The 19,972-nt window shown below is 72.6% G+C and carries 22 protein-coding genes and 1 tRNA gene; 16 read left to right on the forward strand and 7 right to left on the reverse strand.

Translation table 11 applies throughout. From position 1 onward, the window contains the following. Positions 1–7: 7 nt before the first annotated feature. Positions 8–604: an HhH-GPD-type base excision DNA repair protein gene (locus ACIGFK_RS07155; protein ID WP_376660012.1), complete on the forward strand. Its 597-nt coding sequence runs from the start codon at positions 8–10 to the stop codon at positions 602–604. Positions 605–791: 187 nt separating this feature from the next. Continuing rightward, entirely contained in the window at positions 792–1,265 is a 474-nt protein-coding gene (locus tag ACIGFK_RS07160) for a cupin domain-containing protein (RefSeq protein WP_376660011.1), read from the forward strand. Here the strand turns inward: ACIGFK_RS07160 and opcA are convergent. Both opcA and ACIGFK_RS07170 read right to left on the reverse strand, forming a co-directional pair. Then, the gene (gene opcA / locus ACIGFK_RS07165) at positions 1,214–2,146 is read right to left on the reverse strand and encodes a glucose-6-phosphate dehydrogenase assembly protein OpcA (protein ID WP_376660010.1); all 933 of its coding nucleotides are present in this window, start codon (positions 2,144–2,146) and stop codon (positions 1,214–1,216) included. The genes ACIGFK_RS07160 and opcA overlap by 52 nt on opposite strands. Before the next feature lie 75 nt (positions 2,147–2,221). Further along, complete coding sequence (locus ACIGFK_RS07170; RefSeq protein WP_386469721.1) at positions 2,222–3,841, reverse strand: helicase HerA-like domain-containing protein; 1,620 nt, start codon at positions 3,839–3,841, stop codon at positions 2,222–2,224. An 88-nt stretch (positions 3,842–3,929) separates the two neighbouring features. On the opposite strand from ACIGFK_RS07170, the gene ACIGFK_RS07175 reads away from it, so the two are divergent. Then, positions 3,930–4,226, forward strand: coding sequence for a type II toxin-antitoxin system VapB family antitoxin (locus ACIGFK_RS07175; protein WP_030010424.1), 297 nt, complete (start codon positions 3,930–3,932; stop codon positions 4,224–4,226). 95 nt (positions 4,227–4,321) lie between these two features. Beyond that, positions 4,322–4,975 carry a LytR C-terminal domain-containing protein gene (locus ACIGFK_RS07180; RefSeq protein WP_376660008.1) on the forward strand — a complete coding sequence of 218 codons (654 nt, stop codon included), beginning with the start codon at positions 4,322–4,324 and terminating at the stop codon, positions 4,973–4,975. Between the two features lie 111 nt (positions 4,976–5,086). Here the strand turns inward: ACIGFK_RS07180 and upp are convergent, their stop codons facing one another. After that, a complete protein-coding gene (upp, locus tag ACIGFK_RS07185; protein WP_376659269.1) occupies positions 5,087–5,722 on the reverse strand; it encodes a uracil phosphoribosyltransferase in 636 nt (211 codons plus the stop codon). Between the two features lie 171 nt (positions 5,723–5,893). On the opposite strand from upp, the gene ACIGFK_RS07190 reads away from it, so the two are divergent. From ACIGFK_RS07190 to ACIGFK_RS07235, 10 genes are all read left to right on the forward strand, one after another. After that, complete coding sequence (locus ACIGFK_RS07190; protein WP_400050878.1) at positions 5,894–6,835, forward strand: universal stress protein; 942 nt, start codon at positions 5,894–5,896, stop codon at positions 6,833–6,835. A gap of 168 nt (positions 6,836–7,003) precedes the next feature. After that, positions 7,004–7,192, forward strand: coding sequence for a hypothetical protein (locus ACIGFK_RS07195; RefSeq protein ID WP_376659271.1), 189 nt, complete (start codon positions 7,004–7,006; stop codon positions 7,190–7,192). Positions 7,193–7,511: 319 nt separating this feature from the next. Beyond that, positions 7,512–8,060: a hypothetical protein gene (locus ACIGFK_RS07200; RefSeq protein ID WP_400051033.1), complete on the forward strand. Its 549-nt coding sequence runs from the start codon at positions 7,512–7,514 to the stop codon at positions 8,058–8,060. 8 nt (positions 8,061–8,068) lie between these two features. Beyond that, on the forward strand, positions 8,069–8,548 hold the full coding sequence (gene tadA, locus ACIGFK_RS07205; protein WP_376659272.1) for a tRNA adenosine(34) deaminase TadA: 480 nt from the start codon (positions 8,069–8,071) through the stop codon (positions 8,546–8,548). 135 nt (positions 8,549–8,683) lie between these two features. Then, a tRNA-Ser gene (locus ACIGFK_RS07210) sits at positions 8,684–8,768 on the forward strand. 208 nt (positions 8,769–8,976) lie between these two features. After that, positions 8,977–9,306, forward strand: coding sequence for a hypothetical protein (locus ACIGFK_RS07215; RefSeq protein ID WP_376659273.1), 330 nt, complete (start codon positions 8,977–8,979; stop codon positions 9,304–9,306). A 380-nt stretch (positions 9,307–9,686) separates the two neighbouring features. Then, entirely contained in the window at positions 9,687–9,848 is a 162-nt protein-coding gene (locus tag ACIGFK_RS07220) for a hypothetical protein (RefSeq protein ID WP_365172386.1), read from the forward strand. Between the two features lie 390 nt (positions 9,849–10,238). Then, on the forward strand, positions 10,239–11,087 hold the full coding sequence (locus ACIGFK_RS07225) for an RNA polymerase sigma factor SigF (RefSeq protein WP_400051035.1): 849 nt from the start codon (positions 10,239–10,241) through the stop codon (positions 11,085–11,087). Positions 11,088–11,318: 231 nt separating this feature from the next. Continuing rightward, complete coding sequence (locus tag ACIGFK_RS07230; protein ID WP_376659274.1) at positions 11,319–12,161, forward strand: RNA polymerase sigma factor SigF; 843 nt, start codon at positions 11,319–11,321, stop codon at positions 12,159–12,161. Positions 12,162–12,233: 72 nt separating this feature from the next. Further along, entirely contained in the window at positions 12,234–13,016 is a 783-nt protein-coding gene (locus tag ACIGFK_RS07235) for a hypothetical protein (protein WP_400050880.1), read from the forward strand. 166 nt (positions 13,017–13,182) lie between these two features. On the opposite strand, the gene ACIGFK_RS07240 is transcribed toward ACIGFK_RS07235, so the two are convergent. Continuing rightward, positions 13,183–13,422 (reverse strand): hypothetical protein, encoded by a 240-nt coding sequence (locus tag ACIGFK_RS07240; protein WP_386469708.1) that lies wholly within the window; start codon positions 13,420–13,422, stop codon positions 13,183–13,185. A gap of 118 nt (positions 13,423–13,540) precedes the next feature. Here ACIGFK_RS07240 and ACIGFK_RS07245 point away from each other — a divergent pair, with 118 nt between their 5' ends. Beyond that, positions 13,541–13,960 (forward strand): MarR family winged helix-turn-helix transcriptional regulator, encoded by a 420-nt coding sequence (locus ACIGFK_RS07245; protein ID WP_376659277.1) that lies wholly within the window; start codon positions 13,541–13,543, stop codon positions 13,958–13,960. Between the two features lie 14 nt (positions 13,961–13,974). Beyond that, entirely contained in the window at positions 13,975–15,645 is a 1,671-nt protein-coding gene (locus ACIGFK_RS07250; RefSeq protein WP_376659278.1) for an MDR family MFS transporter, read from the forward strand. Between the two features lie 101 nt (positions 15,646–15,746). Here the strand turns inward: ACIGFK_RS07250 and ACIGFK_RS07255 are convergent, their stop codons facing one another. From ACIGFK_RS07255 to ACIGFK_RS07265, 3 genes are all read right to left on the reverse strand, one after another. Beyond that, entirely contained in the window at positions 15,747–16,364 is a 618-nt protein-coding gene (locus ACIGFK_RS07255) for a TetR/AcrR family transcriptional regulator (RefSeq protein WP_386469706.1), read from the reverse strand. Between the two features lie 89 nt (positions 16,365–16,453). After that, on the reverse strand, positions 16,454–18,688 hold the full coding sequence (locus tag ACIGFK_RS07260) for an ArnT family glycosyltransferase (protein WP_400050883.1): 2,235 nt from the start codon (positions 18,686–18,688) through the stop codon (positions 16,454–16,456). Then, positions 18,685–19,953: a glycosyltransferase gene (locus ACIGFK_RS07265; protein WP_376659281.1), complete on the reverse strand. Its 1,269-nt coding sequence runs from the start codon at positions 19,951–19,953 to the stop codon at positions 18,685–18,687. The genes ACIGFK_RS07260 and ACIGFK_RS07265 overlap by 4 nt, the downstream gene beginning before the upstream one ends. Positions 19,954–19,972 lie beyond the last annotated feature (19 nt).

Below are 19,972 nucleotides of genomic sequence, written 5' to 3' on the forward strand. Positions count from 1 at the left end.
TGGAGCCATGGACAACGAGATCACCATGCGGCTCGCGCAGCAGCCTGAGGCCGACGCGCTGCTCGCGCGGAGCCCGCTCGCCGCGCTCGTCGGGATGCTGCTGGACCAGCAGGTGCCGATGGAGTGGGCGTTCTCCGGGCCGTGGACGATCGCCCAGCGGATGGGCGGCGACGATCTGGACGCGCACGAGATCGCCGCGTACGACCCCGAGGCCTTCGCCGCCCTGCTCTCGGAGAAACCGGCCGTGCACCGCTACCCGGGGTCGATGGCCAAGCGCGTGCAGCAACTGTGCGCGTACCTCGTCGAGCACTACGGAGGGGACGCGGCGGCCGTCTGGGCCGATGCGGGGACGGGCGCGGAGCTGCTGAAGCGGCTGAAGGCGCTGCCGGGCTTCGGGGAGCAGAAGGCGCAGATCTTCCTCGCGCTGCTGGGCAAGCGGCTGGGGGTGCGGCCGAAGGGCTGGCGGGAGGCCGCGGGCGGCTACGGGCAGGCGAACGTCTACCGGTCGGCGGCGGACATCACGGGACCGGAGTCGCTGGCCAAAGTACGGGCGCACAAGCAGGAGATGAAGGCCGCGGCCAAGGCCTCGCGGGGCGGCGCGTGAGCCCGGGCCTCGCGGAGCGGCGCTCCGGATGCGGCCGGGCCTCCCGGGGCTCCGCCCCGGACCCCGCGCCTCGAACGCCGACGGGGCTGGCTGTGGCCGATGCCGCCGGAGCAGCGGGAATTGACCGGTCCGAAAGGCTCCCGATTGACCCCTGATGCCGGTCTATCCGGCCCGTAGATTGGGGGACATGACAGAGATCGCGACCCGCGCCGCCACCGCCGAAGCCATCTACGACGCCCCCGGCAGCCTCATCACGCTGCTCACGGACACCGCCGAACTCACCTGCAACACCGCCACGTTCGACGAGGGCGCTGCCGGGGCCCCGGTGCACTTCCACACCAAGGCCACCGAGTTCTTCCACGTCACCGCGGGCAGGCTCGACGTACTCGTCGACGACGAGATCCAGACCCTCGAAGCCGGCGACTTCATCGCGATCCCGCCGGGCGTCAAGCACGCCTTCGCCCCGGCCGCCGGCCACACCGCGAGCGTCTTCGTCGGCTTCACCCCCGGCATGGGCCGCTTCGACTACTACCGGCTCCTCGGCCGGGTCAACGCGGGCGAGGCCACCGTGCAGGACATCAAGGACAGCTCGGCGACCTACGACAACCACTACGCGGAGAGCGCCGCCTGGAGCGGCCGCCGCCGCAGCGCGGAGCCGTAGACCACGTCGGCGTCGAGGCGGCGCAGCTCCTCCGAGATCAGTTCGGCGTTGCTGCGGATCTTCAGCGCCACCTTGCGGTCGACGCTCCCCGGCAGGACCAGGGTGGCCAGCGCGCCCGCGGGGCGCTCCACGCGGATCTCGCCCTCCGCGGTGCGCAGGGTCACCCGGGTGATCACCGGGCCGGGGCTCTCGACCCGCTCCACCGGCACCCCCAGCCGGTCCTCCAGCCAGCGGGCCAGCAGTTCGGCGCTCACGTTGTCGGCCTCGCTCTCCACCGTCGCACCCGTCACCGGCAGCGGCTTCTGGTCGAGGGCGGCGGCCAGCAGCGCCCGCCACTGGGTCAGCCTGGTCCAGGCGAGGTCGGTGTCGCCGGGGTGGTAGCCGGCGGCCCGCTCGTCGAGCACGGCCACCGGGTCCGCGGCGGCCGCCGCGTCGGTGATCCGGCGCTGCGCGAGCGCGCCCAGCGGGTCCCCCGCCAGGTCGGCGGGGGCGTCGGCCGGCCACCACGCCACCACGGGCGCGTCCGGCACGAGCAGCGGCAGCACGACCGAGGCGGTGTGCTCGGTCAGCGCCCCGTGCAGGCGGAGCATCACGATCTCCCCGGTCCCGGCGTCGGTGCCGACCCGCAGCTCGGCGTCCATCCGGGTCGCCCGGAGCGTGAGCGGGCCGCGCGAGACCCGCTTGATCACCGTGATGATGCGGCACGGGTGCTCCCGCGAGGCCTCCGAGGCCGCGCGCACGGCGTCGTACGCGTTCTCCTCGTCGGTGACGACGACGAGGGTCAGCACCAGCCCCATGGTGGGGCTGCCTATGGCCCGGCGGGCTTCGAGCAGGGCCCGGTTGACCTTGCTGGAGGTGGTGTCGGTGAGTTCGGTCCGCATGCGGAGAGTCTGTCAGCGAGCACCCGCGCAGCGGCAATCGGTTCGCTCGACTCCGCCTCGAACCGCGGTCCGGGCTCACCGCCGCCGGCGGGCCGTCCCGAAGAGGGAGCGGGAGATCTCCCGGCCGAGCTGGGTGCCGACCGACCGGGCCAGCGAGCGGAACAGCCCGCTACCCACGACCTGTTCGGCCAGTGACGGCTCCGGCTTCGGTGCGCCCCGCGCACCCCGCGCCGCCTCCTTCTCGGCCGCCTTCGCCTGCTTCTCAGCCTCCGCGGCGGCTGCTGCCGCCTCCGCCTCGGCTTCGGCGGCGGCCTGTTCGGCGCTGATCTTCTCGTACGCCGATTCACGGTCGACCGGTTCCGCGTAACGCGACCACAGCAGCGAGGACTTCACCGCCCGGTCCAGCTCGGCCGCCTCGACCGGCCCCATCAGCGACTGCGGGGCGCGCAGCCTGGTTGCGGCCACCGGGGTGGGGGCGCCCTTCTCGCTGAGCACGGTGACGACGGCCTCGCCGGTGCCCAGTTGCGTGAGCAGCTCCTCCAGGTCGTACGGGGAGTTGGGGAAGGTCTTCACCGTCGCCTTCAGCGCCTTCGCGTCGTCGGGGGTGAAGGCGCGCAGCGCGTGCTGCACCCGGTTGCCGAGCTGGGCGAGCACGTCGGCCGGTACGTCCTTGGGGGTCTGGGTCACGAAGAACACGCCGACGCCCTTGGAGCGGATGAGGCGGACGGTCTGGGTGACGGCCTCCAGGAAGGCCTTCGAGGCGCCGTTGAAGAGCAGGTGGGCCTCGTCGAAGAAGAAGACGAGCTTGGGCTTCTCCAGGTCGCCGACCTCGGGCAGGTCGGTGTAGAGGTCGGCCAGCAGCCACATCAGGAAGGTGGAGAAGAGCTGGGGCTTGTCCTGGACCGCCGGGAGCTCCAGCAGGGAGACCGTTCCGCGGCCGTCGGCGGCCGTGCGCAGGAACTCGCTGGTGTCGAACTCGGGCTCGCCGAAGAACTCCGATGCGCCCTGCTGCTCGAAGGCGGTCAGTGCCCGCAGGATCACCCCGGCGGTCGCGGTGGACAGTCCGCCGATCCCCTTGAGTTCGGGCTTGCCCTTGTCGGAGACGAGGAAGGCGACGACCGCGCGCAGGTCCTTGAGGTCGATCAGCTCCAGGCCCTTGGAGTCGGCGTAGTGGAAGATCAGGCCGAGCGACTGCTCCTGCGTCTGGTTGAGCCGGAGCACCTTCGAGAGCAGGACCGGGCCGAAGCCGGTGACGGTGGAGCGGACCGGGATCCCGGGGCCGATGCCGCCGAGCGAATAGAACTCGCTCGGGTATCCGGTGGGCTCCCACTCCTGGGCCACCTCGCGGGCCCGTTCGGCGACCTTGCCGCCCGCCGCACCCGGCGCGGAGATCCCCGAGACGTCTCCCTTGATGTCCGCGAGGAAGACGGGTACGCCTTGGGCGGACAACTGCTCGGCGATCAGCTGGAGCGTCTTGGTCTTGCCGGTGCCGGTGGCGCCCGCGACCAGACCGTGCCGGCCCAGCATGGCCAGGGGGATGCGGATCTGCCGTTCCGGCAGGCAGGAGCCGTCCCAGAGCAGGGCCCCCAGGTCGAGCGCCGGTCCCGTGAAGGCGTACCCGGCGGCGATCTCCGCGGCCGGTCCCGCCTGCCCGGCATGGTCCGCCGGGGCGGCGGCGTCGGTGCTCTCGCTCATGTATCACTCCCGGAATAGCCCTGTTTGACACTTTTGCACCAACGTCGCCAGGCTGCGCCCGCAGGCACGGGCCCGGTAGGCTTTCCGTGTGATCTTCAAGCGCATCGGAAGCGGACGGCCGTACCCCGACCACGGCAGGGAAACCACCCGGCAGTGGGCGGACGTCGCGCCGCGCCCGGTCCGGCTCGACCAGCTGGTGACGACCAAGGGCCAGCTGGACCTGGAAACGCTGCTCGCCGAGGACTCCACCTTCTACGGCGACCTCTTCGCCCACGTGGTCAAGTGGCGGGGCGACCTCTACCTGGAGGACGGGCTGCACCGCGCGGTGCGCGCGGCCCTCCAGCAGCGCCAGGTGCTGCACGCGCGCGTCCTCGAAATGGACTGACCCGCTTCGGGGCGGATTGCGCCTTTCGGGTCTCCATTGACCTATCAGCAGATCATTTAGTAGGCATCACTCCCGGGCGGCACTACGCTGCGCCCATGAGCATGCTCACTCCCCCCGGCATGGGCGGAAAGTACCGCGTCACGGGAGCCGCCTACCCTCGCATGAGCCGTAAGCGGAGCCGTCGACGGATCGTCCTCTCCGTGCTCGGCTCGGTCCTTGCGCTCGCCCTGCTCGGCTACGGGGCGCTGCAGCTCATCGACGTGTTCCGCGGCGACACCGCCAAACGGAATGCGGCTGCGGCCGCCGAGGACTGCGAGAAGAAGGCGGCCGACGCCGCCACCAAGGGCGCCCCCGCGGCCTCCGCAGGGCCGGCGGTCGTCCTCCCGCAGCCCGGCCAGATCACGGTCAACGTCTACAACGCGACCCCGCGGGCCGGCCTCGCCAAGGCCGTCGGCGACGAGCTGCAAAAACGCGGCTTCGTCATCGGCAAGGTCGGCAACGCCCCCGCCGACTTCGACAAGAAGGTCCCCGGCGCCGGGATACTGCTGGGTTCCCCCACGACCGACAAGGCCGCCTACTCCGTGCTCGGTGCCCAGCTCGCCGGTACCACCCAGCAGACCGACGCCCGCGAGAGCGCGGACATCGACCTGATCCTGGGCGACGCCTTCAAGGAGCTGAGCACGAAGGAGGACGCGGACAAGGCGCTGGCCCTCCTGGCCAACCCCTCGCCCGCGCCCGCCAAGTGCTGAACCGCCGCCCGGCCCTGCCCGGCCGGGCGGCGGTTCCCCTGCAGCCCCGTCCGGGACTGCTCGGGGCCGCTCGGGGCCGCCCGGGCCCGCTGCGCCCCTGCCCGCCGGAGGCTACTCGGCCGAGCCGTACATGCGGTCGCCCGCGTCGCCCAGCCCCGGCACGATGTAGCCGTGCTCGTTGAGCCGCTCGTCCACCGCGGCCGTCACCACCGTCACCGGCGTGCCCGCCAGCTCGCGCTCCATGATCTCCACGCCCTCCGGCGCAGCCAGCAGCACCACGGCCGTCACGTCGTCGGCGCCGCGCTTGATCAGCTCCTGGATCGCCGCGACCAGCGTGCCGCCGGTGGCGAGCATCGGGTCGACCACGTAGACCTGGCGGCCCGAGAGGTCCTCCGGCATGCGCGTCGCGTACGTGGAGGCCTCCAGGGTCTCCTCGTTGCGGACCATGCCCAGGAAGCCCACCTCGGCCGTCGGCAGCAGCCGCACCATGCCGTCGAGCATGCCGAGGCCGGCGCGCAGGATCGGCACGACCAGCGGACGCGGGTACGAGAGCTTCACGCCGGTCGTGGGACCCACCGGGGTCTCGATGTCGGCCTGTTCGGTCCGCACGTCGCGCGTGGCCTCGTAGGCGAGCAGGGTCACCAGCTCGTCGGCGAGCCGACGGAACGTGGGCGAGTCGGTGCGCTTGTCGCGCAGGGTCGTGAGCTTGTGCGCCACCAAGGGGTGATCGACTACCTGCAAACGCACAACATCCTCCAAAATTCGGCCTGCGACCTGCAAAAACGGCCGCGAGACGCGACCCACACCCAAAAGGCTACGCGCTGACCGGGCCGCTTCGCGCCCTCGCGCGCCGCCTCCGGCCCCGCCCCCCGGGACGCCCCGGATGCGGACCACCCGTACGCCCCGCACGCTGGACTGATGACGCACGCACCGGTGATCGCAGCCGTCGACGGATCCGAACACAGCCTCAAGGCCCTGGAGTGGGCACGGGCTGCGGCCGTCCGGCACGGGACGGAGCTGCTGATCGCCCATGTCCTGCCCGACGAGGCACAGTTGTATGCGGGCCGCCGTTCCTCACTTCACGACACCTCGGAGCCGGAGGAGTACGCGGACCCGGTGCACGACCGGATAGTGGCCCTGCTGGGCAGCGGCGGCAAGCTCCCCGAGGGGATCCGGTACGAGCCGCTGGAGGGCTCCGTGCCCGAGGCGCTGCGCGTGATCGGCGCGGAGGCCAGGATGCTGGTCATGGGCTCCCGGGGGCGCGGGGGCTTCGCCAGCCTGCTGCTGGGCTCGAACAGCCGCGCCGTGGCGTCCACGGCGCCCTGCCCGGTCGTGGTGGTCCCGCACGCGGAACGTGCGGCGGGGGCCGACGAGGAGGAGTCCGCGGGGCGGGTGGTGCTCGGCCTGCACGCCGCCGAGACCCCCGACGACGTCCTCGCCTTCGCCTTCACGGAGGCCGCCGCGCGGGGGACCGCCGTCCAGGTGGTCTCCGCGTACCTCATCCCGCCCGTCCCGACCATGGTGGTGGACGCCCCCTTCGTGGTCGTCCCGCCCGAAGGACTGCCGGCTCCGGAGGACGACGCCGTCCCCGCGGAGCTGGAGATGCTGCGCTCCCAGACGGAACGCCTCGCCCCCTTCCGGGCCCGGTACCCGGACGTGCCGGTGGAGCAGACCGCCGTCCCCGGCGACCCGGCGGGCCGCCTCGTCACCGCCTCCCGGTCGGCGGCCCTGATCGTGGTCGGCCGCCACCACCCGAGGCGCACCGCCATGTCCCTGCAGATCGGCTCGGTGGCGCAGGCGGTGCTCCACCACGCCCACGGCCCGGTGGCGGTCGTCCCTGCCCTCACGGACGATTCCTGACCTTTCCGGCCACCCGTGCGGCCCCTCGCGGCCCCCCGTCGCCGCCCCGTCGCGGGCCGCCCCCCGACCCCCCTGACCTGCTTGACCTGCACTTGGGTGGCATCAAACGGACTGTTCGGGGGAAGGTGGGTGCGAGGGGGACGACCGACCAGCACGGGGTGGTGGCCGATGCCCGACACGCAGCCGAGCGACAACACGGCGGAGGAGCCGGAGACCGCCGCACAGCGCCGAGCGCGCCGCGCGCAGTTCCTGCGCGACCTGATGGAGGCCCGCGCGCTCCGCGACCGGGTCCAGCCCCGCCGCGCCCGCGCGGCCCGTATGCGCCAGCAGATGCGCATGCGCACGTTCCGCTGGTAGGCCCGGTCTCCCGCCCCGCCGCCCCGGCCGGCCCCTCCGGCGTTTGAGGAGCGGGGTCCGGGGCACAGCTCCGGCGCGGGCGCCTCGACCGGGTCCGACACGCCCTGCCGCGGAACCCCGTACGCCCCCCGCCGGGAGGCGCCACGGCACGACGCAAGCGCGGAAGACCTCTCGCAAAGCCGCCGTTTCTGCCACGATGCCGATTGGGCGGGGCACGGACGGCAACGCAGCACCGCACGACGCACCACCGCCGTTCCGCCCCAACCTCCGGCCGGGGGGACCTCCAACCGGCACGCCTATGACCAGTGGGAGAGTCACGGTGTACTTCGCCGCACTGCTCGCGCGCACCGAAGACGGGTGGGAAGCGAGCGACATGGAACTCGACGACGTCGAGTCCCTCAGTGATCTGATCGATCTCGCCCGTTCCGCCGCTGTCGACGACGACACGGTGGTCGCCCTCATCGAGCAGGAGGACGCCTGGTTCGGCGTCGTCCGCGTGGACGGCGAGGAGGACCCGCGGTACTTCGTGTCGAACGCCGCCGCGGCCGCCCGCAGCTCCTACGGCTCGATGCTGACCAAAGAGCTGCTGGGCAACGACGAGGAGGACGACGAACTCGACGAGCTCGACCTGGACGGCACCGAGGACGGTGAGGAGGATTCCGGCTCCGCCTATGCGGACGAGGACGCCGACGAGGACGAGGCGGGCGGGAGCGGCGCGGAGCCGGTACCGGCCGGTCCGCTCGGTGATCCCCGGTTGCTGGACGACCTCGGGGTGACCCACAAGCAGCTGATGACCCTCGACGGGGACGCCCTCTCGGAGATCGCCGATTCACTCGGCGCCACCGAGGTCCTGGAGGCCGTCCGCTAGTGATCCACATGCAGGACACGCACACTCCGGATCCCGTACGGGATCCCTGGCGGGACTCCATGCGCCTCGCGCTCCAGGAGGCCGCCCTGGCGGTGCCGGCCGGCGACGTGCCGGTCGGCGCCGTCGTGCTCGGCCCGGCGGGGGAGCTCCTCGCCACCGGCCACAACGAGCGCGAGGCCACCGGCGACCCGACCGCGCACGCCGAGGTGCTGGCACTGCGGCGGGCCGCCGCCGCGCTCGGGGAATGGCGCCTTCCGGGATGCACCCTCGTGGTGACCCTGGAGCCGTGCGTGATGTGCGCGGGCGCGCTCGTGCAGTCACGCGTCGCCCGGGTCGTCTACGGCGCGGACGACGACAAGGCGGGCGCCGCGGGCTCGCTCTGGGACCTCGTACGGGACCGCAGGCTCAACCACCGGCCGGAGGTGGTCCGTGGCGTCCTCGCCGAGGAGTGCGCCCGGCAGCTGACGGACTTCTTCCGCGACCTGTGACACGGCGCCGAAACGGCTCCGTCGCTGCTCCGGCACGGCTCCGGCGCTGCTCTGACACGGCCTCCGAGGCGGGTTTCGCGCACGCGGCGGACGCCGATTTCAGAGGATGCCGCTCCGTAGGCTAGGATCCATCTCGGTAGTGTGTCCGAGTGGCCGAAGGAGCTCGCCTCGAAAGCGAGTATGGGGCAACCCATCGGGGGTTCAAATCCCTCCACTACCGCTCCGATCGAGAGCCCCGCCCCGCAAGGGTCGGGGCTCTCGGCGTATCGGGGACCCGGCCCGGCCCGCGATCCCGGCCCCGCCGGTCCAGCCCAGCCCCGTCGGCGTTCGGGGCGCGGGGTCCGGGACAGAGCGCCGGCAGCGGCGCCGCACCCGCCCACCGGCGGGCACCCACACAGGAACCGGCGACCTGTCCGGAGGACACCGGCGTGACCGCCCGCCCCCTCGGCCGTTGTCACGGCATGACCAAGACCCAGCGCATGCTCGCCGCCATCGCCCTCGCGGGGGCCGCCGCGGGCCTCGCCGCTCCGGCCGCCTCCGCCGCGGACGCCCCGATCTCGCCCCTCACGCTCCCCGATCTGCCGACGGCGGCGCCCGGCATGCCGTCCGGCGCGCAGCCCGCCTCGGTCCAGGAGATCGGCGCGAAGCTCAGCGAGGGCGCGAACCAGCTCAACCAGCTGATGACGCTGCCGGACCAGCTGGCGCCCGTCATCGCCCCCGTACAGCCCCTCACTGACCTGGCCGGCGGCATCGAGTAGGAACCGCCGGCGGCGGGCCGCCGCGCGCACGCGAAGAAGGCCCCGACCGCGGGGGTCGGAGCCTTCGACGCATGGGACGGGGGAAGTGGCATCGGGGGGACAAGCCACTTCCCCCGTTGAGGACGGAACCTGCCAGTCCGGGCCGCAGTCAGGGGGAAGCTTGCGGCTCGGACCCCGCAGTGAGGCCCTGTCCCTCACCCACCGGTTTCCTGCCAGAACCGGTGGGCTCACAACAAGCATGCGCCCCGTGCGCAGGCCGCCCCAGCGGCAAAGGGCCCGTCCCACCGGGTCATTGGTCCTTAAAGGACAGGTGAGTGCCCAATCCTGACCGGTTAGACTCACCCGACTCACAATGGACCGGTTGGGGAGGCCGCGCGCCCGTGGACACCAAGAAGCTCATCACGAGCGCCCTGACCGTGTTCGTCCTCTTCGTCATCATCACCCAGCCGAAGAGGGCCGCCGAGATCGTGGAAATAGGCTTCCAGGGGATATCGGACGCCGCTTCGGGCATCGGCGAGTTCATGACCGAACTGGTGCGCTGACCCGTACGCTGAAGCGGCTCCCGGTCTTCCGGCCCCCACTCCGACGGGTGGGGGTTTTTTGCGTACCCGCAGCCCGATGGAATGCCACGATATGCCCAACTTGCCCTCAACACGGCGATATACGGTGCTTGCACACAGTGCACATCTCTTGTGATGCTATGACCGCTTTTGACGGATGCGTTGACTGAAGTTGACTGAAGGGGTGGCGTGACCGTGCCGGCCAGTACAGCGCCTCAGGTGCCACCCCAGCAGGACCCGCAGCAGGAAGCCCACCAGGACCCCCAGGTCCCGCCGCAGCACGACGAGCCCCCGGCCACCGGCCCGGCGACCACCCCGGCGGCCCGGGCGACGGTGTCACCCCCACCCCTTCCCGCGGCCGCTTCCGCGGTCATTCCCCCGGCCGCCCCCTCGGCCGTCCCCCCGGCCGTCCCCCCGGCGCCGTCCGCGCCCGCTCCCGGCGCCCAGCGGACGCAGAGCCGGGGCGCGGACACCCGGGCCCTCACCCAGGTCCTCTTCGGGCAGCTGAAGGGCCTGGAGCCGGGCACCAGCGAGCACAACCGGGTCCGCGGGGCCCTGATCGAGGCCAACCTCCCCCTCGTCCGCTACGCGGCCGCCCGCTTCCGCAGCCGCAACGAGCCGATGGAGGACGTGGTCCAGGTCGGCACCATCGGCCTGATCAACGCCATCGACCGCTTCGACCCCGACCGCGGCGTGCAGTTCCCGACCTTCGCGATGCCGACCGTCGTGGGCGAGATCAAGCGGTACTTCCGCGACAACGTCCGGACCGTGCACGTCCCGCGCCGCCTCCACGAGCTGTGGGTGCAGGTCAACGCCGCCACCGAGGACCTCACCACCCTCCACGGCCGCACCCCGACCACCCCCGAGATCGCCGAGCGGCTGCGCATCACCGAGGACGAGGTGCTGTCCTGCATCGAGGCCGGGCGGAGCTACCACGCGACCTCGCTCGAGGCCGCCCAGGAGGGCGACGGGATGCCCGGGCTGCTCGACCGCCTCGGGTACGAGGACCCCGAGCTGGCCGGGGTCGAACACCGGGACCTCGTACGTCATCTCCTCGTACAACTGCCCGAGCGCGAACAGCGGATCCTGCTCCTGCGGTACTACAACAATCTGACGCAGTCCCAGATCAGCGCCGAACTGGGCGTTTCCCAGATGCACGTCTCCCGGCTGCTCGCCCGCAGCTTCGCCCGACTGAGATCCGCAAACAGGATCGAGGCGTAACCGGAACGGGTGGAGATCATCCGCCCGTTTTCCCGACAGAACGGGCTGATCCCCTTCTGACCTGTTCTGTCGCTGGAGACATATGTCGACATGACGCTACAGCGCGTTGCCGACATGTGACATTCTGCTGGAACCGCGTTTGCCGCAGCCCCGCCTCCGGTATTCAGGTGGAGGCTGCGTTCCTCCGACGGGCGCGCAGTACGCGTCCGTCCGCGACCTCAAGGGGGTGGCATGTCCGTAGACCAGGGCAGCTCCAAGGTGCTCACGCTCGTCAAGAGCTCGGCGCCGCCGGCAGTGTCCAACCGCTCGGAAGCCATCGACACCCGCACTCTCTCCCGCTCCCTCTTCCAGCGACTTGCCACCCTGGACCTGGACAGCCCCGAACGGGCGTACGTACGCGACACCCTGATCGAGCTGAACCTGCCGCTCGTGCGGTACGCGGCGGCCCGCTTCCGCAGCCGCAACGAGCCGATGGAGGACATCGTCCAGGTCGGCACCATCGGCCTGATCAAGGCGATCGACCGCTTCGACTGCGAACGCGGCGTGGAGTTCCCGACGTTCGCGATGCCGACCGTCGTGGGCGAGATCAAACGATTCTTTCGGGACACCTCCTGGTCCGTCCGCGTCCCGCGGCGGCTCCAGGAGCTGCGCCTCGCGCTGACCAAGGCCAGCGACGAGCTCGCGCAGAAGCTGGACCGGTCGCCGACCGTGCCGGAGCTCGCCGCCGTGCTCGGGGTCTCGGAGGAGGACGTCGTCGACGGCCTCGCCGTCGGCAACGCGTACACCGCCTCCTCGCTCGACTCCCCGTCCCCGGAGGACGAGGGCGGCGAGGGCTCGCTCGCGGACCGCCTCGGCTACGAGGACACCGCGCTCGAGGGCGTCGAGTACCGCGAGTCCCTCAAGCCGCTGCTCGCCAAACTCCCGCCCCGGGAACGGCAGATCATCATGCTGAGGTTCTTCGCGAACATGACGCAGTCCCAGATCGGCGAGGAGGTCGGCATCTCCCAGATGCACGTCTCCCGGCTGCTGACGCGCACCCTGGCACAGCTGCGGGCGGGCCTCATCGGGGAGTGACGCGGGGTCGGCCCGGGGCCGATCGGGCCGCACGGGGTTCCCAATTGACGGAGCGTCAGGAAAACTGGCGCGATGCGAACGGGATCCCGTACGGCCGCCCCGGCCGCCCTCCTCGCCCTGTGCTGCACGGCCGCCGCCGCCCTCACCGGTTGCGGGGGCCCGGCACGGGACGGCTACGTCGCCGTGGGCGCCGCCGCCCCGGGACCCGAGCGCGGGGCCGGCGAGAACGTGGCGCCGCAGGGCGGTGTGGAGTTCCAGCAGCTCGGTGGCCCGTCGGCGGCGGGCGGCTCCTCCGTATCGGCCAGTACGTCGGCCGGCCCGGCGGGGTCCCAGCCCCCCGGCGGCTCCGCCGCAGGCGGAGCGACACCGCCCGCCCCCGGAGGCTCCGCGAACGCCCCCGGCGCCACCACCGGCCCGGGTTCCGCCACCCCCGCCCCCGGCACCCCGCCCGGGCCGGGCGGCAGCGCGGGCGGGGGCAGCACCCCGGGCCCCGGCAGCGGCAGCACGCCGACGAAGCCCGGCACCACGCCTCCGGCGCCGCCCACGACCCCCGCGAAGCTGACGCTCTCCACGCCGACCCGGTCGGCCGCGGGCGACCGCTGGTGCGAGCGGGTCACCGTCACCTTCACCAACACCGGTACGACGGCCGCCCGTTCGGGCACGGTGAGCTTCGCGACGCACATCATCGGCGCGCTCGGCGGCGACTGGGCCACGATCACCACGGCCCAGGCCCTGCCCGCGCCCATCGCGGGCGGCACCTCGAAGACGCAGGCCTACACGGTGTGCGTGGAGTCCTGGCGGGTGCCGCTGGGCATGCACGTGGAAACCCAGAAGGTCACGGCCACCTGGAACTGAGGCCGGCCGACGGAAAGCCGGCCCGGGCAGCGGAACGACCGGCGCCGCGCCTCAGGAAGCCGGGGCCGGGCGGCGGGAAGCCGGGGCCGGACCCCGCGAAGCCGGGGCCGCGCCCCGCGAAGCCGGGGCCGCGCCCCCGCGAGGCCCCGCCAGTGCCGCGCGGTCGTCAGTGCAGGACGACCCAGGCCGCCGCGCCGATCATGACGACGAGCGCGATCACCAGCGCGATCTTCGCGGCCGGGGAGCCCGCCTGCCCCTGCGCCTGCTCCTCGCGGCGCTGCCGACGGGAGCCCGCCCCCGTCTGCGAGACCGGCGCGGCCTCCTCCACGAACGCCCGGAACATCTGAGTGCTGCCCGCGGGGTCGTAGTCGCCCTCGGGGCCCTGTGAGTTGTGGTTCGCAGCCATGGGTCAGGACCCTAGCGGGTTTTCCGATTCCTTTACCGCCCCACCCCCCGATTCATTTGCCTGTAGCAACCATCCGCTTCTATGGTTGCTTGAAGCAACAAGATGGGGAGGGCGTGCGATGACCACCACCACTCGGTACGAGGAGCTGGCCAACCGGCTCGCCGGGATCGGCGCGGTCAAGCGCGACCTCGCCCGCGTCCTGCCCCCCGACTGCCCTCCGGGCGCGGCCGCCGTCCTCACCGTCCTCGACCGGCACGGCGAGATGCGGCTGAGCCGGCTGACCGAGCTCATGGGCGTCGACATCTCCGTGACCAGCCGGCACGTCACGCACGTGGCCGAGCGCGGCTGGATCGAGCGGGAGACCGACCCGGGGGACGGGCGCTGCCGGATCCTGCGGCTCACCCCGTCCGGGCGCGCGCTCCTCGCCGAGCTCGGAGCCCGGTACACGGCGGCGCTGGAAAGAGCGCTGGCCGACTGGTCCGCCGAGGACATCGACGTACTCAACACCCTGCTGGCCCGACTCCGATCGAGCTTCTAGACCAAAGGAAACACATGGCCACGACGGAGAAGCCGACAGGCGGCACGTCCACCGCCGCCTCCGGCACCGCCCACGACACCGCCCACGACACCCCGTCCATGACCCACCCGCAGATCATGAAGGCGCTGTCCGGGCTGATGCTCGGCATGTTCGTGGCGATCCTGTCCTCGACGATCGTCTCCAACGCCCTGCCCCAGATCATCAGCGACCTCGGCGGTACGCAGTCCTCCTACACCTGGGTGGTCACCGCGGCCCTGCTGTCGATGACCGCGGCCACCCCGCTGTGGGGCAAGCTGTCCGACCTCTTCAGCAAGAAGCTGCTGGTCCAGATATCCCTGGTGATCTACGTGCTCGGCTCCGTGGTCGCCGGCCTGTCCCAGAACACCGGCACGCTCATCGCCTGCCGCGTGGTCCAGGGCATCGGTGTCGGCGGCCTGTCCGCGCTCGCCCAGATCGTCATGGCGGCGATGATCTCCCCGCGCGAGCGCGGCCGGTACAGCGGCTACCTCGGCGCGGTCTTCGCCGTCGCCACCGTCGGCGGCCCGCTCCTCGGCGGCGTCATCACCGACACCGACTGGCTGGGCTGGCGCTGGTGCTTCTACGTCGGCGTGCCCTTCGCGGTGATCGCGCTGATCGTGCTCCAGCGGACGCTGCACCTGCCGGTCGTCCGGCGTGACGTCAAGGTCGACTGGCTGGGCGCATTCCTGATCAGCGGCGCCGTCTCGCTGCTGCTGATCTGGGTCACGCAGGCCGGCAGCTCCTACGAGTGGATCTCCTGGCAGACCTGGACGATGACCGGCGGCGCCGTGCTGCTCGGCCTGCTCTTCGTCCTCGTCGAGTCCCGCGCGAGCGACCCGATCATCCCCCTGCGGCTGTTCCGCAACAAGACCATCAGCCTCGCCTCGGCGGCCTCCCTCTTCGTGGGCATCGCGATGTTCTCGGGGACCGTGTTTTTCAGCCAGTTCTTCCAGTTGGCCCGTGGCGAGTCCCCCACGATGTCCGGAATCCTCACCATTCCGATGATCGGCGGGCTCTTCGTCTCCTCCACCCTTTCCGGTCAGGTGATCACCAAGACCGGTAAGTGGAAGGCCTGGCTGGTCTCCGGCGGTGTGCTGCTGACGGCCGGACTGGGGCTGCTCGGCACGCTGCGGTACGACACCCCGTACTGGCACATCGCGGTCTACATGGCGCTGACCGGCCTCGGCCTCGGCATGATGATGCAGAACCTGGTCCTCGCCACCCAGAACCAGGTGGCCCCCGAGGACCTGGGAGCGGCCAGCTCGGTCGTCACGTTCTTCCGCTCGCTCGGCGGTGCGATGGGCGTCTCGGCGCTGGGTGCCGTGATGGCCAACCGGGTCACGCACTACGTCCAGGACGGGATCGCCGCGCTCGGCCCGAAGGCCGCGGCGGCCATGGGACACGGCGGCACCGCCGGTGGCGGGATCCCCGACCTCGACAAGCTGCCCGCGCCGATCCGCACGGTCGTCGAGTCCTCGTACGGGCACGGCGTCGGCGACGTCTTCCTCTACGCCGCCCCGTTCGCGCTGCTCTCGCTGGTGCTGGTGCTGTTCATCAAGGAGGTCGCGCTGAAGTCGAAGCCGGCCGCCCACGCCCCGTCGGCAGCCTCCGGGGAGAACGCCGGCCAGGACGCCTCCCCCGCGGAGGCGGCCTCGCTGCGGGCCTGAGCGACGGCGCGAGCCGTGGCCCGATCGGCAGCCCGAGCAGGACGGGCGGGTGCCTGATCAGCGGCACGGGCGGGTGCCTAAGCGGCGGCACGGGCAGGTGCCTAAGCGGCGGCCTTCGCCTCGATGCCCGCGATCAGGACGTCGAGCGCGAGGCAGAAGTCGCCCTCGGGCGCCCGCCGGGCCGTGCCCCCGCAGCCGTGCAGGAACTGCAGGACGGCCAGGTGGGCGCCGGTCCGGGCGGCGTCCGCCAGGCCGGTCGCGTCCAGCAGCCGCTGCAGGTCGGCGTCGAAGGCCCGGGCGTGCGGGCCGATGTTCGGGTAGGCGGCGGTGAGCGGAGCCACCCAGGGGTGGTCCCCCAGGACCCGCCGGTAGCCGCGGGCCAGCACCCGCAGCCGCCCCGGCCAGCCGTCGCATCCGGCCGGGGCGGCTGCCGGGGGCGCGAGTTCGCCCAGGGCGCTGTCCAGGGCGAGTTCGAGCAGGTCGTGCTTGGTGTCCACGTACCAGTACAGGGACATCGCGGTGACCCCGAGCCCGGCGGCCAGCCGCCGCATCGAGAACCGGGCCAGCCCCTCGGCGTCGAGCAGCCGCACGGTGGCGGCGGTGATCCGGTCCCGGTCCAGCCCGGAGGGTGCCTCGCTGCGGCGTCTTGCGGGTGCGGCGGGCCTGTCGGCCAGCCACACACTGGCCCGGATCTCACCGGAATCGGCCGCGGTCATCATGGAGGCACCCTCCTCATGACAGGTGGATCAGCCCGGAATGCCCGGTCCGCCCTCTCGATGCTAGGGGGTCTTCCTCGGGCGGGGCCGGATCAGGAGGCTGCCGACACCGGGGCCGTCAGGTCGTAGAAGGTGGCACCGCCGACCGTGGAGGCCTTGAAGGTGGCCTTGACCCAGCTCTCGATCCCGCTGCTGGTACCGCCGCCCGGACCACCGCCGCCGGCACGGCCGCCGCCGGCCCCGCCCGCCGCGGTCTCGGCTCCGTTCCCGCCGGTCCCGCCGCCGAGTCCGCCCTGCGCGATGAAGTAGTGGATCTTCCCGTCCTGCACGTACTTCTTGAACTGCTCCAGGGTCGGCGAGGGGTCGCTGCCGTTGAAGCCGCCGAGCGCCATCACGGGCCGGCCCGAGGCCAGCTGGTAGCTCGCCGCGTTCTGCGAACCGACCGCGGCCGCCGCCCAGGTGTACCTGTCCGCGTCGGCCTGCAGGGCCGCCTTGGCCTCGGCGCCGACCTTGGCACCGTTCAGCAGGCCTCCTGCACCGCCCTGACCACCTCCGAAGCGCTCGGAGCCCCGGCCGTCCGTACCGCCCCGGCCCTGGCCCGCCTGGCCCTGGCCCTGCGGCATGCCGCCCTGACCGCCGGGAGCACCCTGCGGCATTCCGCCCGGCGGCATTCCGCCCGGCAGACCGCCCTGCCCGCCGCCGGGGCCTCCCGCGGCCGCTCCACCGGCCGGGCCGAACCTCATCCCGCCCGGCCCGCCCCGGCCGCCCGCCACCGCCGGACCGGCGGTCACGATCGATCCGGTGTGCCCGGTGCTCACGGTCGTCAGGCAGTACGCCAGCGGCCCCGCGAGCGCCACGCCCAGGCCCACCGCCGCCAGCGCCTGCACACCCCTGCGCCCCAGCCGCCCGGCGAACGGCAGTGCCGCCGCGACGAGCAGACCCGCCACCAGCACCGTCCACCTCAGCCACGGCAGGTATCCGGTGGCCCGGCCCAGCAGCACCCACGACCAGACCGCCGTCAGCGCCAGCACCCCGGACAGCGTGAACACGGCGGCCCTGCTGCCCCGTTCCTCCCACAGCACGGCCACGCCCATACCGACCAGCGCGGCCACGAACGGCGCCAGCGCCACGGTGTAGTACTCGTGGAAGATGCCCTGCATGAAGCTGAACACCACCGCAGTGATCAGCAGCGCACCACCCCAGACCAGGAACGCCGCACGGGCCATGCCCTCCAGCGAATCGGTGGCCCGGCGGGCCCGCCAGGTGACCACGAGTCCGACGACCAGCAGCACCAGGGCCGCCGGCAGCAGCCAGGAGATCTGACCGCCGATGTTGCCGGCGAAGAGCCGGTCGACGCCCGTCTCTCCCCAGCCGCCCCCGCCCCGCATGCCCGGTCCGCCCCCGGGCAGCCCGTACGCCCCGGCGGCACCTGCACCGGCACCGCCCGTCCGCATACCGCCGCCGACGCTCCCGGTCTCGTTGCCGTTGATCCGGCCCAGGCCGTTGTAGCCGAGGGTCAGTTCCAGGAAGGAGTTGTTCTGCGAACCGCCGATGTACGGGCGGGAGGACGCGGGCCACAGCTCCACGATGGCCACCCACCAGCCGCCGGCCGCCACCATCGCGAGCCCGGAGAGCAGCAGCTGGCCCAGCCGCCTGCGCAGCCGGGTCGGCGCGCAGACCGCGTACACGACGGCGAGCGGCGGCAGGATGACGAAGGCCTGCAGGGTCTTGGTGAGGAAGGCGAAACCGACGGCGACGCCCGCCCAGACCAGCCACGTGGTGCGGGCCCCGTCGAGGGCGCGCAGTACGCAGTACACGGTGACGGTCAGCAGCAGCGTCAGCAGCGCGTCGGGGTTGTTGAAGCGGAACATCAGCGCGGCGACGGGCGTGAGTGCGAAGGCCGCACCGCTGAGCAGCGCCGCCCCGGGACCGAACTGGCGGCGCACCGCGGCGTACAGCACGGCCGTCGTACCGACGCCCATCAGGGCCTGCGGGACGAGGATCTGCCAGGAGCCGAGCCCGAACAGCCGGACGGACAGCATCATCGGCCACAGCGCGGCCGGGGGCTTGTCGACGGTGATCGAGTTGCCGGCGTCCGAGGACCCGAAGAAGAAGGCCTTCCAGCTCTCGCTGCCCGCCTGCACGGCCGCGGAGTAGAAGGAGTTGGCGTAACCGGAGGAGCCCAGGTCCCACAGCAGCAGGACGGCGGTGGCGATCAGCAGGCCGGCGAAGGCGGGACGCTCCCAGCGGGGCCGGTGGGCGGCGTGCCGGCCGGCGTGCGGGCGGGCCTCGGGGACGGGGTGGAGCGGAGGTGCGGCCGTGGTCATCGGATGTCGTCCTTCACGAAGGTGTCGCGGCGCTCGGGGAAGACCCAGGCGCGGAAGAGCAGGAACCGCAGCACGGTGGCGGCGAGGTTCGCGGTGATCAGCACGGCCAGCTCGGTGCTGTGCGCGGGATCGGCCGTGGCCGCTCCGAGGGCGGCGAGGGAACCGCTGGTCAGCGCGAGACCGATGGCGAACACCACCAGGCCCTGGGCCTGGTGGCGCACGGCCCGGTCCCGGCCGCGCACCCCGAAGGTGAGCCGCCGGTTGGCGGCGGTGTTCGCGACGGCGGAGAGCAGCAGGGCAGCGCCGTTGGCGAGCTGCGGGCCGGTCCCGGCGCGGAACGCGGAGTACAGGGCCAGGTAGAGCAGGGTGGACAGGAGTCCGACGGCGCAGAAGCCGAGGAGCTGGCGGGCCAGCCCGCCGTCCACCCCCGGCAGGGCGGCACGGTCGCGCGGGTCGTCACCGAAGGGGCGGGCGAGCCGGTCCAGCGGGAGCGCGCCGACGGCCAGTGCCCTGCCGACGCGCCAGACGCCCTTGAGGTCCTCGGTGGCGGTCCTGACGATGTGGACGGTGGAGTCGGGGTCGTCGACCCAGTCCACCGGGACCTCGTGGATCCGCAGTCCGGCCCGCTCGGCGAGCACGAGCATCTCGGTGTCGAAGAACCAGCCCGAGTCCTCCACCAGCGGCAGCAGCCGCTCCGCGACCTCCCGCCGGATGGCCTTGAACCCGCACTGGGCATCGCTGAAGCGCGCGGCGAGGGAGGACCGCAGGAGCAGGTTGTAGGCGCGGGAGACGAACTCCCTCTTCGCGCCCCGCACCACCCGCGAGGAGCGGGCGAGGCGGGTGCCGATGGCGAGGTCGGAGTGGCCGGAGATCAGCGGGGCGACCAGAGGCAGCAGCGCGTTGAGGTCGGTGGAGAGGTCCACGTCCATGTAGGCGAGAACGGGGGCGTCGGAGGCTGACCAGACGGTGCGCAGGGCCCTGCCCCGGCCCTTCTCCTCCAGCCGGGCGCTCCGTACGCCGTCCAGGCTTCCCGCCAGCGCGGCCGCGACCTCGGGGGTGCGGTCGGTGCTGGCGTTGTCGGCGACCGTGATCCGGAAGGGGTAGGGGAACGTGCGGGTGAGGTGCTCGTGCAGCCTGCGCACGCAGGGGCCGAGGTCCTTCTCCTCGTTGAACACCGGGATCACCACGTCGAGGACGGGCCGGCCGGGCACGGGCGCGAGGGGCGCCCGTGCCGGCAAGGCCCCGGGAGAGGTGTCGGTTCGCATGGTCCGAGACTCGACGGGC

Source organism: Streptomyces sp. NPDC085524, assembly GCF_044541755.1.
Lineage (GTDB): Bacteria > Actinomycetota > Actinomycetes > Streptomycetales > Streptomycetaceae > Streptomyces.

What these genes read in the sequence shown, in the direction of transcription:
- ACIGFK_RS07155 (WP_376660012.1), top strand. Translation starts at nt 8, where the DNA reads ATGGACAACGAGATCACCATGCGGCTCGCGCAGCAGCCTGAGGCCGAC.
- ACIGFK_RS07160 (WP_376660011.1), top strand. Translation starts at nt 792, where the DNA reads ATGACAGAGATCGCGACCCGCGCCGCCACCGCCGAAGCCATCTACGAC.
- opcA (WP_376660010.1), bottom strand. Translation starts at nt 2,146, where the DNA reads ATGCGGACCGAACTCACCGACACCACCTCCAGCAAGGTCAACCGGGCC.
- ACIGFK_RS07170 (WP_386469721.1), bottom strand. Translation starts at nt 3,841, where the DNA reads ATGAGCGAGAGCACCGACGCCGCCGCCCCGGCGGACCATGCCGGGCAG.
- ACIGFK_RS07180 (WP_376660008.1), top strand. Translation starts at nt 4,322, where the DNA reads ATGAGCATGCTCACTCCCCCCGGCATGGGCGGAAAGTACCGCGTCACG.
- ACIGFK_RS07190 (WP_400050878.1), top strand. Translation starts at nt 5,894, where the DNA reads ATGACGCACGCACCGGTGATCGCAGCCGTCGACGGATCCGAACACAGC.
- ACIGFK_RS07195 (WP_376659271.1), top strand. Translation starts at nt 7,004, where the DNA reads ATGCCCGACACGCAGCCGAGCGACAACACGGCGGAGGAGCCGGAGACC.
- tadA (WP_376659272.1), top strand. Translation starts at nt 8,069, where the DNA reads ATGCAGGACACGCACACTCCGGATCCCGTACGGGATCCCTGGCGGGAC.
- ACIGFK_RS07230 (WP_376659274.1), top strand. Translation starts at nt 11,319, where the DNA reads ATGTCCGTAGACCAGGGCAGCTCCAAGGTGCTCACGCTCGTCAAGAGC.
- ACIGFK_RS07235 (WP_400050880.1), top strand. Translation starts at nt 12,234, where the DNA reads ATGCGAACGGGATCCCGTACGGCCGCCCCGGCCGCCCTCCTCGCCCTG.
- ACIGFK_RS07240 (WP_386469708.1), bottom strand. Translation starts at nt 13,422, where the DNA reads ATGGCTGCGAACCACAACTCACAGGGCCCCGAGGGCGACTACGACCCC.
- ACIGFK_RS07245 (WP_376659277.1), top strand. Translation starts at nt 13,541, where the DNA reads ATGACCACCACCACTCGGTACGAGGAGCTGGCCAACCGGCTCGCCGGG.
- ACIGFK_RS07250 (WP_376659278.1), top strand. Translation starts at nt 13,975, where the DNA reads ATGGCCACGACGGAGAAGCCGACAGGCGGCACGTCCACCGCCGCCTCC.
- ACIGFK_RS07255 (WP_386469706.1), bottom strand. Translation starts at nt 16,364, where the DNA reads ATGATGACCGCGGCCGATTCCGGTGAGATCCGGGCCAGTGTGTGGCTG.
- ACIGFK_RS07260 (WP_400050883.1), bottom strand. Translation starts at nt 18,688, where the DNA reads ATGACCACGGCCGCACCTCCGCTCCACCCCGTCCCCGAGGCCCGCCCG.
- ACIGFK_RS07265 (WP_376659281.1), bottom strand. Translation starts at nt 19,953, where the DNA reads ATGCGAACCGACACCTCTCCCGGGGCCTTGCCGGCACGGGCGCCCCTC.